Source organism: Alloyangia mangrovi (genome assembly GCF_002300555.2).
Lineage (GTDB): Bacteria > Pseudomonadota > Alphaproteobacteria > Rhodobacterales > Rhodobacteraceae > Salipiger > Salipiger mangrovi.
In genome coordinates, this window is the sequence record NZ_NTHN02000004.1 from 51,491 (window position 1) to 66,224 (window position 14,734).

The 14,734-nt window shown below is 66.5% G+C and carries 9 protein-coding genes and 2 pseudogenes; 8 read left to right on the forward strand and 3 right to left on the reverse strand.

Annotated features, from left to right (window positions below):
* Positions 1-201: 201 nt before the first annotated feature.
* Together CLG85_RS03405 and CLG85_RS03410 are read left to right on the forward strand one after the other, a co-directional pair.
* The gene (locus CLG85_RS03405) at positions 202-810 is read left to right on the forward strand and encodes a sugar transferase (protein ID WP_095884067.1); all 609 of its coding nucleotides are present in this window, start codon (positions 202-204) and stop codon (positions 808-810) included.
* 140 nt (positions 811-950) lie between these two features.
* A complete protein-coding gene (locus tag CLG85_RS03410) occupies positions 951-2,189 on the forward strand; it encodes an MFS transporter (RefSeq protein WP_095884066.1) in 1,239 nt (412 codons plus the stop codon).
* Positions 2,190-2,193: 4 nt separating this feature from the next.
* Here CLG85_RS03410 and CLG85_RS03415 read toward each other — a convergent pair whose 3' ends face one another.
* Positions 2,194-3,411, reverse strand: a complete 1,218-nt coding sequence (locus tag CLG85_RS03415) for a replication initiation protein (protein ID WP_095884065.1) — start codon at positions 3,409-3,411, stop codon at positions 2,194-2,196.
* Positions 3,412-4,025: 614 nt separating this feature from the next.
* On the opposite strand from CLG85_RS03415, the pseudogene CLG85_RS03420 reads away from it, so the two are divergent.
* Positions 4,026-5,430, forward strand: a pseudogene (locus CLG85_RS03420) (AAA family ATPase).
* Positions 5,430-6,506 carry a ParB/RepB/Spo0J family partition protein gene (locus CLG85_RS03425; RefSeq protein ID WP_224918444.1) on the forward strand — a complete coding sequence of 359 codons (1,077 nt, stop codon included), beginning with the start codon at positions 5,430-5,432 and terminating at the stop codon, positions 6,504-6,506. Before CLG85_RS03420 ends, CLG85_RS03425 begins: the two are co-directional and overlap by 1 nt.
* Before the next feature lie 99 nt (positions 6,507-6,605).
* Here the strand turns inward: CLG85_RS03425 and CLG85_RS03430 are convergent, their stop codons facing one another.
* Complete coding sequence (locus CLG85_RS03430) at positions 6,606-9,128, reverse strand: cation:proton antiporter (RefSeq protein WP_095883596.1); 2,523 nt, start codon at positions 9,126-9,128, stop codon at positions 6,606-6,608.
* Positions 9,129-9,332: 204 nt separating this feature from the next.
* Between CLG85_RS03430 and CLG85_RS03435 the strand changes: the two genes are divergently transcribed.
* From CLG85_RS03435 to CLG85_RS03450, 4 genes are all read left to right on the forward strand, one after another.
* Entirely contained in the window at positions 9,333-10,430 is a 1,098-nt protein-coding gene (locus tag CLG85_RS03435) for a transglutaminase-like domain-containing protein (RefSeq protein ID WP_176476678.1), read from the forward strand.
* A 160-nt stretch (positions 10,431-10,590) separates the two neighbouring features.
* The gene (locus CLG85_RS03440) at positions 10,591-11,349 is read left to right on the forward strand and encodes a metallophosphoesterase family protein (RefSeq protein ID WP_095883597.1); all 759 of its coding nucleotides are present in this window, start codon (positions 10,591-10,593) and stop codon (positions 11,347-11,349) included.
* Positions 11,350-11,955: 606 nt separating this feature from the next.
* On the forward strand, positions 11,956-12,651 hold the full coding sequence (locus tag CLG85_RS03445) for a sugar transferase (RefSeq protein ID WP_095883598.1): 696 nt from the start codon (positions 11,956-11,958) through the stop codon (positions 12,649-12,651).
* A 314-nt stretch (positions 12,652-12,965) separates the two neighbouring features.
* Positions 12,966-13,229, forward strand: coding sequence for a hypothetical protein (locus CLG85_RS03450; RefSeq protein ID WP_141244655.1), 264 nt, complete (start codon positions 12,966-12,968; stop codon positions 13,227-13,229).
* A 57-nt stretch (positions 13,230-13,286) separates the two neighbouring features.
* Here the strand turns inward: CLG85_RS03450 and CLG85_RS03455 are convergent.
* Positions 13,287-14,661: pseudogene (locus CLG85_RS03455) on the reverse strand (phosphomannomutase).
* Positions 14,662-14,734 lie beyond the last annotated feature (73 nt).

The window sequence follows — 14,734 nt, forward strand, 5'->3', positions numbered from 1 at the left end:
CGTGTCCTGGGACGCGGTCAAGGCCACCCAGAGTGGCCAAGAGCGCAGATTGTCGCCGTTCAAGTGTCCAGACGGGCCGGACTGTGTCGCATAACAGTGAAGAGTTCTTGGGGTTAACCAGTGTTTGACGCAGCATTTTATTCCGCAGAAGCCGGGTTTCTCGGCGAGCAGCGCCGTCTCTACCGCAAAAAGGCGCAAGGCATTTATCGCCAATTCGCCAAGCCGATTTTGGACACAGTTCTCGCCCTCGCGCTCCTGCCCCTTCTTGCCCCGGTGATCGCGATCCTGTGGCTGTTGGTCCGCCTCGAAGGCGGACCCGGCTTCTTCGGCCACCGCCGGATCGGCAAGAACGGCAGGGTCTTCCGCTGCTGGAAGATCCGCACCATGGTGCCCAACGCCGAGCAGAAGTTGCAGCAGTATCTCGCCAGCAACCCTGCCGCCCGCGCCGAATGGGCCCGCGACCACAAGCTGACCAACGATCCGCGCATCACCCGCCTCGGCCGTTTCCTGCGCGAGACCAGCCTCGACGAGCTGCCGCAGATCTGGAACGTGCTGACCGGCGAGATGAGCTTCGTCGGCCCCCGCCCGGTGGTCCGCGCCGAGATGACCAAATACGGCATGCACCGCACCGCCTACCTGCTGATGAAGCCGGGGATCACCGGGCTGTGGCAGGTCTCGGGCCGCAACGACGTCACCTACGACGAGCGCGTCGAGATGGATGTACGCTACCTCTGCGAGCAGTCCTTCGCCACCGACAGCCGGCTGCTGCTGCTCACCGCGAAGACCGTGCTGGACCGTACCGGCCGCTGAGCGACCCCGATCCCACCACCGACGAAGAGACACCCCGGCCCCAAGGTCCGGGGTGTCTTCGCATCTGCGCCCGGCGATTGCGCGCGACCCGGCGCTCCGGCAGAGTGCCGCGCAACACTCTCAAGACGAAAGACCCGCGCATGAGCCGCCAGACCGCCGCCCTCCCCCCTCCTGCCCCGGGCCGCTGGTCCATGCTGGCGCTGATCTGCCTCGGCGTCGTCGGCGTGCTCTGTACCTGGTTCTCGGCCACCGCGATCATCCCCGAGCTGGTCACCGACTGGCAGCTCAGCTCCACGCAGGCCGCCTGGCTGACCAATGCCGTGCAGCTCGGCTTCGTGGTCGGCGCCGTCGGCTCGAGCCTCGTCAACCTGCCCGACATCCTGCCGATGAGGCGGCTGATGACCGCCGCCGCGGTGATCGCCGCACTCGCCAATGCCAGCCTGCTGATCTCCGGCCCGACCACGGCGATCCTCGCCCGTTTCGTCACCGGCATCGCGCTGGCCGGGGTTTACCCGCCGGCACTCAAGCTCATGTCCACCTGGTTCTCGCGCGGCCGCGGCCTGGCCCTCGGCTTCCTGATCGGCGCGCTGACCCTCGGCTCGTCGATGCCCCACCTCATCCGCGCCCTGACCACCGGCATCAACTGGCAGGCCGTGGTCTGGGGCACCTCCGCCGCCGCCCTCGCCTCGGCCATCCTGTTCGCGGGTACCTTGCGCGAAGGCCCCTACGGGTTCGGCCGCGCCGCCTTCGACCCGCGCCAGTCGATCGCGGTCTTCAAGAGCCGCCCGCTGATGCTCGCCAACCTCGGCTATTTCGGCCACATGTGGGAGCTTTACGCCATGTGGGCCTGGTTCCTCGCCTTCGCCACCGCGGCGCAGGACAGCGGCCTCGCGCCCTTCCCCTTCGGCACTGCCTCGATGCTGAGCTTCGTGGTGGTCGCCAGCGGCGTCATCGGCTGCCTGCTCGGCGGTTGGCTGTCGGACCGCATCGGCCGCTGCCTGACCTGTGCCGGGATGATGATCGTCTCCGGCGCCTGTGCTGCGCTTATCGGCTTTGCCTTCGAGGGCCCGACCCTGCTGCTCGCCGTTCTCGCGCTTATCTGGGGCATCAGCGTGATCGGCGACAGCGCGCAGTTTTCCGCCGCGGTCACCGAGCTTTCCGAGCCGCATTTTGTCGGCACCGCCCTCGCGCTGCAGCTCGGCATCGGCTTCGCCCTGACCGTCGTGGCGATCTGGCTGCTGCCGATCTTCGCAAGCCTGATCGGCGGCTGGCACTGGGCCTTCTTGATGCTGCTGCCCGGCCCGGTGATCGGCGCCCTCTCCATGCTCGCCCTGCGCCGCGATCCGGCCGCGGCTCGGCTCGCCCACGGCGCACGCTGAGCGCCTATTCCGACCCGGCGTCCTCGGCGAGACCGTCGAAGGCGCCGGGAGACAGCTCCTCCCAAAAGGCGACGATGGCCTCGGCGTTCAGCGCCGACATCCAGCCATGCCGTTCGAAATCATCCCGTGCCGCGCCCGAGAGCCGGCCAATGAACAGCAGCTTGTCTGCGTCCCGCTGGGTCGGCTTGCGGCTCGCGGCAAGATCCCTAATCCGCTCCAAACGCCGCGCCCGCAGTGTTGACGGTTTGGCAGGGTTTCGCCGCGAAACCTCCGGCGCCTTCACCGGCTCGCCCCGGGCGAAATCCTCGCGCAGCGCCTTGGTCAGGTAGCCGACGGTGTTCTTCACCCCCTCTTGGCCTTCGACATACTCCAGTTTCTCGGCGACGTATTCCTCGCCATGCTCTGCCAGCCACTGCCGCGCAAGCCGGTCCGAGACGCCAAGCTCGCGCAACCGCCCGTAAAGCTCGGAATTGCGCAGTCCCTCGCCATCATCGAGATCGAGGATCGCCAGCTGCGGGTTCTCGGAGATCAGGAAGCGGATCTCGGTCACCGTCCGTCCCATCTTGCGGGTCTCCGGCGTCAGGATGATGTTCGAGGTCTTGTTCACCTCGGCCACCGCGGGCTTGATGATCTTGGCGTTGAGCTGCTTGTAGACCTCGTAATAGGGGCTGTCCGCGACGCCCATCAGCCGCCGGAACAGGTCAAGCGACCACCAGCCGGTCGACCCGGTGCGCACGAAGCGGTAGCAGTTCTCGTAGAGTGCAAGCGCGTGGCCCGAGGTGAAACGCCGCTGGATGTTGAGATTGATCAGGGCAAAAACCTTAGGGTCGTGCAGTTTCTCGGCCAACGCCGGCGAGTAGGCATATTCGCAAATGCCCCCCTTGAGCTTGGCGTAGCTGAGCAGCGAGCTAACGCCCCACTCCTGCTGGCCCTTCTCGTCGAGCATGTCCCATTCAGCCACGGTCTCTGCAAGGCCGCGCAGAGACTGTTTCAGGGTCTCCATGTCGTTCGAATTGTAGCCGATCATTAGGCTCAGCGTCCGCGCATCGATCTGGTGCCGGGACTGCGAGGTGAGCGTGTCATAGGCGTTGAGCAGCAGCACGTTCGACAGTTTGCGCTGCAGCAGCGTGAGCTTGCCCGAGACATGGATCGCCGCCACGTGCTTCTTCACTGCACCGCGGCGCAGGGGGCCGCTCAGCCGGTCGCGCGGGATATCGTCCATTCTGCTCTCGCTTTCCCGGGGTCTTGCCCCACTTGCCGGTCCTCATGCGTCCCGGCCTTATGGAAACGACTCTGCAAAGCGAGTCGCCGCGGCCGGGTTGTCCATATGATCCGCGAAAAGGTATCCGTAAGCAAGAACTTCGCTGGCACCTCAAGGCACCTCCGGCCCCGTCCTGCACATGGGTACCTAAGTTTCTCGGGGTACCCGGAAAGGTATCCATTTCCGGGATACCGACTCACCAGCGCTGCGCCCGTCGAGTCCGATTCGTTGCGCCTAGACCCTAATCCGACGAAAACAGGCTCTAACGCGCCGTCTTTCCTGGGCTGCCCCGAGAATCGGAGCCCTTGATCCCGCAAACGGGTGCCTTCAGCCCCGTATCGAGGCACCCTTCCGCCCGGAAGCAGGCACCCATACCGCGGTATCCATGCGAATTTATTGGGTTTTTATTAACCTAAAGATCTTAAAAGGACTCAAAGAAACTCAAACAAACCGGCTGTCTGCGTGGTATCTTCCATATTTAGAGAGGGATAAGCGCCCCGACGCTTCCACTCTGCCCCCAGCATGTGCCATAGTTCTGAGGATATCGCGGCGAACAGCGAACATGGTGAGGCGACATGGCACATAAACCCGGCACTCCGCCGAAGGCAGACCTTCCCCCCTACTTCAACATCGACCCGGCCGAGGCGGCCGCCAAGCTGGCCGATCCGATCGACACGGCACGCTTCGCAAAGGCGGCGTCCTTCGCAATGCGCGGCCGCGATGATCTCGCCCGCCGCGGCTATGCGCCCGACGGCGCCAAGCGGTTGCGGCGCTTCTCGACCTGGGAGGTTTGCCGCTACCTGATCCCGGTGAACCCCGCCCACTTGCGCCGCGTGCTGCGGCAGAACCCCGACCTGCCTCAGGGCGAAGGCGAGGGAGGGTCGAAGTGGTTCACCCTCGAAGAGGTCCTGCGCCTGCGCGACCATTTCGCCGAGGAAGGCGCCAAGGACCGCGAGTACCGCGCCTGGCGCCCCGAGGGTCTGCCGGCCAAGGTTGTCGCCGTGGCCAACTTCAAGGGCGGCGTCGGCAAGACCTCGACCTGCGCGCATCTGGCGATGTCGGCCGCGCTCGATGGCTACAAGGTGCTGGTGATCGACCTCGACAGCCAGGGCTCGATGACCTCGATCATGGGCGGCAAGGTCGAGGACGAATGGCAGACTGTCTTCCCGATGCTGGCGCGCGACTACGCGCGTCACCTGCAACAAGAAAACAAGGTCCGCGAGGCGGCCGGGCAGAAACCTTTCCAATTCGATGAGACACTGACCGCCGCGTTAGAGGTTTCGCCACGAAACCTCGTGCAGAAGACCCACTGGCCCAACATCGATCTCATCGGCGCGCAGCTCAATCTTTATTGGGCCGAGTTCCAGGTGCCGGTCTGGCGCATGCAGATGCTGAGCTGGCCGCTCTGGGACGCGTTGACCAATGCGCTAGAAGAGGGGGGGGATGCTGGATGACTATGACATCATCCTGCTCGATACCCCGCCGGCGCTTGGCTACCTGACGATCAATGCGCTGTCGGCGGCCGACATCCTGCTGGTGCCGCTGGGGGCGTCCTTCCTCGAGTTCGACTCGACCGGGCGGTTCTTCGACATGATCTACTCGACCTTCGCCTCGATCGAGGAAGGGGAGAACCGGGTGCGGCGGGCGGACGGCTTGCCGGAGATGCGGTTCGAGTGGGATGCGGTTCGCGCGCTGGTGACGCGGTTCGACGCGGCGCAGCAGACCGATCTGGCGAATGTCATCCAAGCCTATTTCGGCGACTTCATGACTACCTACCGGCAGGAGCTGACGGCGATGGTCGGGCAGGCAGGGGAGCAGGTCTCGGGGATTTACGAGACCGATTACCGGGACTTCAATCGCGACACCTACGTGCGCGGGCGCGAGACCTTCGACCGGACCTGGGCGGAGGTGAAGGAGGTGATCCTCGGGACATGGTGGCGCGACGCGCAGATGGAGCAGGCTGAGAGGGAGGCCGTCTGATGGCAAAGAGACGCAAGCTGGAGGCGCCCTCGGCGGAGGACCTGACCCGATACGAGGAGGAATTCCACCGGGAGAGCTCGTCACGGGGGCTCATGTCGGCGCCGATCGCGCAGGTGGCGGCCGAGGCGGCGACGCTGCATGACCCGCGGCCGGCGGAGCAGCGCGCCGAGGCGGCGAAGGACAAGGCCGATGCCGAGCGGCTGCGCGACGCCGAGGGGCGCGGGCTGGTCATGCTCGAGCTGGCCGTGGACGACATCAACGCCGATGCACTGGTGCGCGACCGGGTGGTGCTGGACGCCGAGGAGATGGAGGAGCTGAAGGCCTCGATCGCCAAGGGCGGGCTGCGGCTGCCGATCGAGGTGTTCCCGACGCCGGGAGACGGGCAGGGGTTCGGCTACGGGCTGCTCTCTGGGTACCGGCGGTTGAAGGCCTTCCGCGATCTCTACGCACTGACCAAGGACAGTCGTTACCAAAAGATTAAGGCGGTGATCCGCGATCCCGAGGCCATGGGTGGCACCTTTGCCGCGATGATCGAGGAGAACGAGATCCGCGCCTCGCTGAGCCATTACGAACGCGGGCGTATCGCGGTGATCGCGGCGCAGCAGGGCGCCTTCGTCAATGCCGAGGAGGCGGTGAACGCGCTGTTCCCGCTGGCGTCGAAGGCCAAGCGGTCGAAGATCCGCTCCTTTGCGCTGATCTTCGAGGAGCTGGGGGACATGCTGACCTTCCCCGACCTGCTCAAGGAAAAGGATGGGCTGCGCATCGCCGCGGCGCTGCGCGATGGCGCCGAGGTGCGGCTGCGCGAGGCGCTGGCCGAGCGGGTGCCGGAGACGGCCGCAGAAGAGGCAGAGCTGATCGCGGCGGCGCTCGACGGGGTCGACGTGACATCCGACCCGAAGAAGGGCGGGCGGCCGAAGAAGGCCGCGGCGCCCGCCAAGGCACTGTCCTCGGGGTTGACGGTGCAGCTCGGCGAGGATGCGCAGGGCTGGGTGATCCGGGTGCGGGGCAAGCGCGTCGGGCGCGAGCTGATGGAGGCGGCCATGCTGGAGCTGGAGCGACTTCTGGACGCGCCGTAGTGAATTAAATAAATATTATCAATGAGTTGGTAGTGAATATGGCGCGCCTTGGGGGCAAGGCGCGCCATATTCATGTGGCTCGGGGCGATCGGGGAGTGCTCAGGCCTCCTGCGAAATCTCCGGGGCCTCGCCCAGGAACTCCGACACATCGAGGCCGCGGCGCTTGGCACTCTGGCGGACCGCCTCGCGCAGCTTCTCGGAGCGTTTCAGCAGGCGCTTGAAGCGGCTCTCGTCGAGGCGCAGCAGGGTCGAGGGGGCGATGGCGCGGACCTCGGAGCGGCGGCGTTTGGGCATGAGCAGCGCAAGCTGGCCGCACATCTCGCCGCGCCCGAGGCGGATGCTCTGTCCGCCGACCTGCTGCTCGAGCGCGCCGGAGGCGATGAACCACACGGCACGGGCGCTGCTGTCGCGGCGGATGATGATATCACCGGGCGCGGCATAGCGGGTGCGCAGGGCGCGGGCGAGGGGGCGGATCTCCTTCTCCTCGAGATCGGCGAAGAGCGGGAACTGGCGGACCAGCTCGGCGCGCTGAACCGACAGATCGAGCGCCGGGCGCTCCTCGGCCATGGCACGGCGTCGGGCGAGGTCCTGCTTGAGCGCGGTGTAGAGCTCGGCGCCGATCAGACCATCGTCGTGCATCGTGTCGTATTCGCCCTCTTCGAGCCGCAGCGCGGTGCGGCGGATGAAGCGGCGTTCGAGCTCCTCGGCGTAGCCGGGATATTGAAGGCGCAGGCCCTCGAGCGAGGTTTCGATGGCCTCGCGGCGGCGCGAGAGCAGCTCGCGCAGCAGGTCGGCGACGCGGCGGCCATGGATGCGGCGGATGCGGCCGTCGATGAACCCCTCGAGGTCGCGCAGGATCTGCCGCTGCGAGAGCAGCAGGTCGAAGCGGTCGGCGGTCATGCGCGCCAGGGGCCCAGAGACGCGCAGCCGGTTGTGGGCGAAGAGCGCCGTGCGGAAGGGCATGCCGTAGCGGGCGCTGGCGCGGGCAGCGCGCTGGTAGCCGGTCCGGCCGTCACTGCGCGCGCCTTCGATCAGCTGGTCGCAATCCGACAGGGCCTTTTGCGCAAGGCGCAGCGACAGGGTGCGCTCGCGGATACGCGCGGTGGTGGCGTCGCGCTCGGCCCCGGCAAGCGCGATGAGCCCGAGGGTGATGCGGTCGCGGTCGAGGATCTCGTCGCCTTCCTCGGCGGCCTTGACCGCCTTGTTGAGGCGGGTGCCGAAGCGCTTGGCCTCGGAGCGGACGATCTCGCGGTCGAGCCCGTAGGTGTCGGTGGTGGTGGAGACCTGCTCGCGCACGGACTGCAGCGCCACGGCGACCACCTGGTTGGAGAGCGCCTGGTCGAGCGGGGCGAGCTTGTCGAGACCAAGCTTCTTGATCACCCAGGTGAGCGTGGTGCCCTGCACCAGAAGGGTGAAGAGGGTGAAGCCGGTGGCAAGGATGCCGACCACGCGCTTGACCTCGATCGGCACGCGGAAGCTCTCGGTCACTGCAAGGGCCAGCGCGAGGGTCAGCGCGCCGCGCAGCCCGCCCCAAAGGATGGCGACGCGGTAGGGGCGTTCGATCTTCGGCGAGAGGCGCAGCACGCGCAGGATCGGCAGCAGGCCGGAGAGGATCGCGCCGCGGGCGGCGATGGCGGCGGCGACCACCACGAGGATCAGCAGGAAGTCACGGAAGTTCGTGTCCTCGAGCAGCCGCGGAATCAAGAGCGCGGCGAGGATGAAGATCAGCGCCCCGGCCCAATGCGCGAGGATGTCCCAGACGTCCTTGAGGTTGGCCCAGGCGGTGGGCGGGATCTTTCCGGGGCCGACGAGGTTGAGCGTGAGACCCGAGACCACCACGGCGATGACGCCGGAGGCGCCGAAGATCTGTTCAGAGCCGATATAGGCAAGATAGGGCAGGGCGATGGAGACCGAGAGCTGGGCCTTCTCGTAGCGTTCGAGCAGGGCCATGGCGCCGATGGCACCCTGCGCCGCCAGCCAGCCGGCCAGCGCACCGCCGCCGAGCAGCATCGGGAATTGCGTGAGCGCGCCGAGCGGCGTGGGGTTCGGCACGCCCTCCATCACGAAGCCCATGAAGAGGCCGAAGAGCGCGATGGCGGCGGCGTCGTTGAGCAGGCTCTCGCCCTCGATGATGCGCACCAGCCGGCGTGGCGCGGCGATGGAGCGGAAGATGCCGACCACCGCCGAGGGGTCGGTTGTCGAGACGATCGCGCCGACGAGGAAGCAGGCCATGAGCGGCAGCGAGCTGGTCCACGACAGGGCCAGGCCGACGAAGAGCGTGGCGGCGACCACCGCGACGATGGCCAGTACCAGGATCGGCACCCAGTCGTCGAGCATCCGCCTCAGATTCATGCCGAGCGTTGCCTGGAACAGCAGCGTCGGCAGGAAGACATAGAGGAAGACGTTGGACCTTATGGGGAAGTTGATGATCGCCGCGGCCACGGGATTGAGCGCATCGGTGATGTTGGTACGCAAGAGGAAGATCGCCGCGGCGCCGATGAAAGTGCCGAGTAGCGCGAGGATCGCGCTGTAGGGCAGGCGGAGACGGGCCGCCAGCGGTTCGGCCGCGGCGATGACGAGAAAGAGTGACGCGATGACCGCGGTGACGAGAATGACATCCATGGCTCCAGATAAACCGCAAATGACGTCGGGAGAACGGCAGTTGGTCAAATTTTTTCGTGCTTTGCGTTACATCGCCGATGCGGGGCGCTGGGGTGGGGATGAATTGCGCAGCGTGGAGGGCTTGAGCCTTGAGATGTGGGGGCGCCCGCGCTATCAGCCTCGGCAATGACGGGAGGGCGGTTCCCCATGCGAAGGAGACACTCGATGACCCTGGATCGGAGACATTTCATCACGGCGGGTGCGGCCCTTGCGCTGTCGCCGCTGTTGCCGCGCGGCGCGCGGGCTGCCTTCAGCCCGACGCCCGCCGAATGGCGGCACTTCGAGGTGACCACCCGGCTCGCGATCCCGGCCGGCGGCAAGCCGGTGCAGGCCTGGATCCCGGTGCCCTCGGTGAACGAGGCGGAGTGGATGCAGGCCGAGGCGCCGAGCTTCTCGGGCAATGCCGACAGCGCCGAGCTGGTGACCGATGCCGAGAGCGGCGCGCAGTTCGTCCACGCGGTCTGGACCGGCGGCCAGGAGAGCGCAGAGATGGAGATCGCCGCCGAGGTGTCGACCCGCGACCGCGCCATCGACCTTGGCGCACCGGGGCAGGGGGCGACCCTCTCGGACGCGGACCGCGCGCTCTACACGGCGCCGACGCGGCTCATCCCGACGGACGGCATCGTCAAGGCGACCGCCGACATGATCACCGCCGAGATGGACAGCGACCTCGACAAGGCGCGGGCGATCTACGAGTGGGTGGTCGAGAGCACCGAGCGCAACCCCGAGACCCGCGGCTGCGGCATCGGGGACGTCGCCGCGATGCTGGAAATGGGCGATCTGACCGGCAAATGCGCCGACCTCAACGCGCTCTATGTCGGGCTCGCCCGGGCCGCCGGCCTGCCGGCGCGCGATGTCTACGGTCTGCGCGTGGCGCCCTCGGCCTTTGGCTACAAGAGCCTCGGCGCAGGCTCGTCCGATGTCAGCAAGGCGCAGCACTGCCGCGCCGAGGTCTTCCTGTCCGACTACGGTTGGGTTCCGGTCGATCCGGCAGACGTGCGCAAGGTGATGCTCGAGGAGCCGCCGAAGAACCTCGCGCTCGACGATCCCAAGGTGCGCGCGGTCCGCGCGGCGCTCTTCGGCGCTTGGGAAGGCAACTGGGTCGGCCTCAACTTCGCGCATGATGTGGCGCTGCCGGGCTCGGCGCGCGACGAAGTGGGCTTCCTGATGTACCCGCAGGCCGAGATCGACGGCGTCGAGCAGGACGAACTCGACCCGGGCAGTTTCTCCTATTCGATCACCGCGACCGAACTGGGCGCCTGAGCCGAGCCCTGACGCGCGCGCCCTGGTCGGCGCGCGCGATCTCCGACACGACACCCGAAACCACCCCAGGCGCGGTTTTCGGGGCGCGGGTTGCCTGACCTTGTGTCAGGTTCCGCATTGTCCCTTGGCACTGCAATCCTTTGCTTTTACCTCACCCCCCATGAAGTTCCTGTTCAAACGCCGCAAGCCGCCCGCGCCCGTCTTTGATGCCCCGTTCCGCCCGGCCGACAGATGTATCGTCATCGGTGACGTGCACGGCTGCGACGCGCTGCTCGCCAAGCTGCTGGGCCGCCTCGAGGGGCGCTCGTCGCCGGAGACCAAGCTGGTGCTGGTGGGGGATTACGTCGACCGGGGCGACGAGAGCGCTGCGGTGCTGCGCCGCCTGCAGCAGATGCAGGCGCGGCTCGGGACCGAGCAGGTGATCTGCCTGCGCGGCAACCACGACCAGATGATGCTGGACTTCCTCGACGATCCCAAGACCGCGGGCGCGCGTTGGTTCAAGTACGGCGGGCTGCAGACGCTGGCGAGCTACGGCCTGGCCGGGGTGGCGCATACGGCGCCCGACGAGGAGTGGATCAAGCTGCGGGATCGCCTGCGCGCGGCGATGGGCCCGGAGATCGAGACCTGGCTGCGCGGGCTGCCGCTGAGCTGGCAGACCGGCAATGTCTTCATCTGCCATGCCGGCGCCGACCCGCTGCGCCCGCTCGAGGCGCAGAGTTCCCGGGACCTGATCTGGGGGCCGCCCGGTTTCGAGACCACGGCGCGGACGGATGGCGTCTGGGTGGTGCATGGACACACCATCACCGACCACGCGCGGCCGAACGCGGGGCGCGTGCCGGTTGACACAGGCGCCTATGCCACTGGCCGCCTGACCGCGGCGCTGCTGAGCTCCGGCAAGGTGGAGTTCGTCTCGACCTGAGGGGAAACCCTTATTGGTGTCTTGGGGGCCGGCTTGCTCGGTATGGTTGATTCGCGCTGTGCCGGGAATCTGGCGCTTTCTTGCGCGAACCTAGTCGCCGCAAGGGCGAAAAAGCCCCGAAATTGCCGCTGTTTGTGCCCTTCTTGGCGGTCCGATCCGGAAGGGCGGTGCCAGGGCGTTCGGGCGCGCCTTTGCCTGACGCCCGTTCTTTCAGCACCTTCGCCACACTCGGTGTTTTTCGCGAGCACAAAACCGGATTTCCAAAAATCGCCTGTGTGGCGAAGCGCTCCGAGGACAGGGAAGGCTCGGCCCCGAGACGGGACGCTCAAGCTACTGTTTCTATAACGTTAATCTTGATGAAAGGTTTTGAGCGGGCTTCTGGAGACGGTCAAACTGTATAAAATCTGTTACGAAATCGTCTTGGGGCCGTGGCTTGAAGCGCACCAGCGTCACGTGTATCAGCAAAATGTACCTAATGTTTGACGGGAGCAATCAGTCAGCTCCGTTCAATATCTGGCAAAAAATGTTTCGCAATGTATCCGGTACGTCCGGCAGATCAGCGGTCGAACCAAAGTATTTGGCCAATTCGTTTGGAGGATTCAGCCGATGAGGTCCATTGATTTCAGGGCAAGCGAAGAAGACGCTCTCTCCAATCTCCCCTCTCAAGCCCGTTTCCGCCGCTGGAGCGACAGGGTTTATGCTCAGGTCCTGAAACGGTGGTTCGACCTTGCGGTCGCGGTCCTGCTAATACCGGTCCTGCTTCCTGTGATCGCCGTCCTGTGGGCGATCGTGCGGGCCGATGGCGGTCCGGGGTTCTTTGGCCACAAGCGTGTCGGCATGGACGGCAAGGAGTTCCGTTGTTGGAAGATCCGCACCATGGTGCCAAATGCCGAGGAAAAGCTGCAGGCCCTGCTGGCGCGTGACGAGGCCGCCGCGGCGGAATGGGCGCGCGACCACAAGCTGACCAAGGATCCGAGGATCACCCTGATCGGAAAATTCCTTCGGCAGACCAGCCTCGACGAGCTGCCGCAGCTCTGGAACGTGCTCCTCGGGGATATGAGCTTTGTCGGGCCGCGCCCCATCGTGGAGGCGGAGCTCGAGAAATATGGCGCCCATCAAGCCGCTTACCTGTCGATGAAGCCGGGGGTCACCGGGCTCTGGCAGGTCTCGGGGCGCAATGACGTCAGCTACGACGAGCGCGTCGCCATGGACATCGAGTATCTGCGGGTGATGTCCTGCGGCACCGACATCAAGCTGATGGTCAAGACCTTTACCGCCATGTGCAACCGGACCGGGTACTGAGCTTCACCCGGCGCGTCCGCTCCCTGCGAGCGGATGCGCTGCCATTTTCGGCACGTGAAGGTCAATTCGGGGGGGCTGGCGGCTGATATTGCGGCGCATTTGCTGACAAGGTCTTGCCACGGATGATATCCTGATATCGACGCTCCGAGTGAGTTGGACCGGTGTTCTGCGGTCCAACCATATCTCTGGAGCTGTTGAGTTTTTCTTCCACTGGCTTCCGACTTCGGCGTATCCTTCGGGGAGAATCGTTTAAGTCTTGAGACGCGAATTTATCGCGCAATTGAATTCGAATTTCTATTTTAGGGGAGGCGATCATGTCCGTGCGGAGTCATCGCTATTTCAAGTGCAGGTATTGCAACCACAAGCTGCGTTTCGGTGCGCATCAATGTGGGAGCTGTTATCAACCGACCCAGATGATCAACCGGGTGCCGACCTGGACCGTGCTTGGCCTGGCGCTCGTCGTCTCCGGTGCCGCTGTCGCGGCAGGGACGCTGCCGTCGATGCTGAACGCAAGCAACGGGGGCGCAGCGCATGATCCGGGCGCCGACAGGGAAGCGCGGGTCAAGGCGAGCCTTTAGGGCAGGGCCGGCCCGATCGCGGGGATCGGGCCTCCGTGGGTCAATTGGAGTGCTCGTTCAGCCGAGGATGGCCTTGCGCAGATGCGCGAGGCCTTTGTCCATGAGGGCCTCGGCACCAGCGCGGTCCTGCGCTTCGACGTAGAGCCGCAGCTCGGGGGCGTTGCCCGAGGGGCGGACATGCAGGATGCGGCCGTCAGTCAGGGTGATGCGCACGCCGTCGGTCAGATCGCAGGCGGCCTCGGTGGCGCCGAGCGGGGCGAGGAAATCTGCGCGGGCCGCGGTGTCGCCGCGCAGCGCGGCAACGAAGGGCTGCGACGCCTCCTGGGGTACTTCCTGCAGGCGGTCGGCCATGGTGACCACGGGCGGCTCCTGCGCGACACGGGCCGAGACCGGGCCGTCGCCAGCGGCGATCAGCGTCATGATGAGCGGCAGCATGCAGTCGCGGGTGGGCAGGGCGGCGAGCGTACCGGTCGGCCCGTCGGCGGCGAAGCCGAGAAGGAAGCCGCCGTTGGCCTCGTAGCCGACGACCCTGCCGCCGAGATCCTCCATGCCGGCGATCACGAAGGGCGAGCCGATGCGGGTGGTGAGCACCTTGCCGAAGCCCTTGCGGGTGACGCCGGAATTGGAGGAGATCGGGGTGACCACCGCCTCGGCACCGAGCGCTTCGGCGGTGATCTGGCCCATGATGTCGCCGGGCACGATGGTGCCGGTCTCGTCGGCCAGAAGCGGGCGGTCGCTGTCGCCATCGGTGGAGACCAGCGCGTCGAGTTCGTGCTCCGTCACCCAGGCGGCGATCTGGGCGCGGGTGTCCGGGTCGACCGCCTCGGTGTCGACGGGGATGAAAGTTTCCGACCGGCCCAACTCGCGCACTTCGGCGCCGAGGCCCTCGAGCATGGCCCGCAGGTCGTCGCGTCCGACGGCGGAATGGGCATAGAGGCCGATGCGCTTGCCCGAGAGGGCTTTGCCGCCGAGTGTGTCGACGTAGCGCGCGACGAAGCGGGCGGCGGCCTCGGGGTCGGTGTCGAGTTGGCCCTCGGAAGTGCCTGCCGGGCGGCCAAGGGCGGCGGTGATCGCCGCCTCGTCGGACTTGGTGATCTCGCCGGCGCGGGTGTAGAACTTCAGCCCGTTGCGGTCGGCGGGGATGTGGCTGCCGGTGACCATGATTGCGCCGGCACCGGCCTCCTGCGCGGCGAGGGCCAGCGCGGGGGTCGGCAGGGCGCCGCAGTCGATCACCCGCAGCCCCTCGGCGCGGGCGGCGGCGATGATATCGCCGGCGATGCGGGGGCTCGAGGGGCGCAGGTCCTGGCCGACGCAGAGCAGCCCCCCCGTGGTCGCAGGCCGCGGCGAAGGCGCGGACGTGGTCGGCGACCAGCTCGGGGGTCAGCTCCACCACCAGGCCACGCAGGCCGCTCGTTCCGAATTTCGGTGCCATCGGGGCGCCTTTCCTGTCTTTACAGAAGCGCCGACCCTCGCGGGCCGGCGCGGTCGTCTTCCTGTCGGCGGGC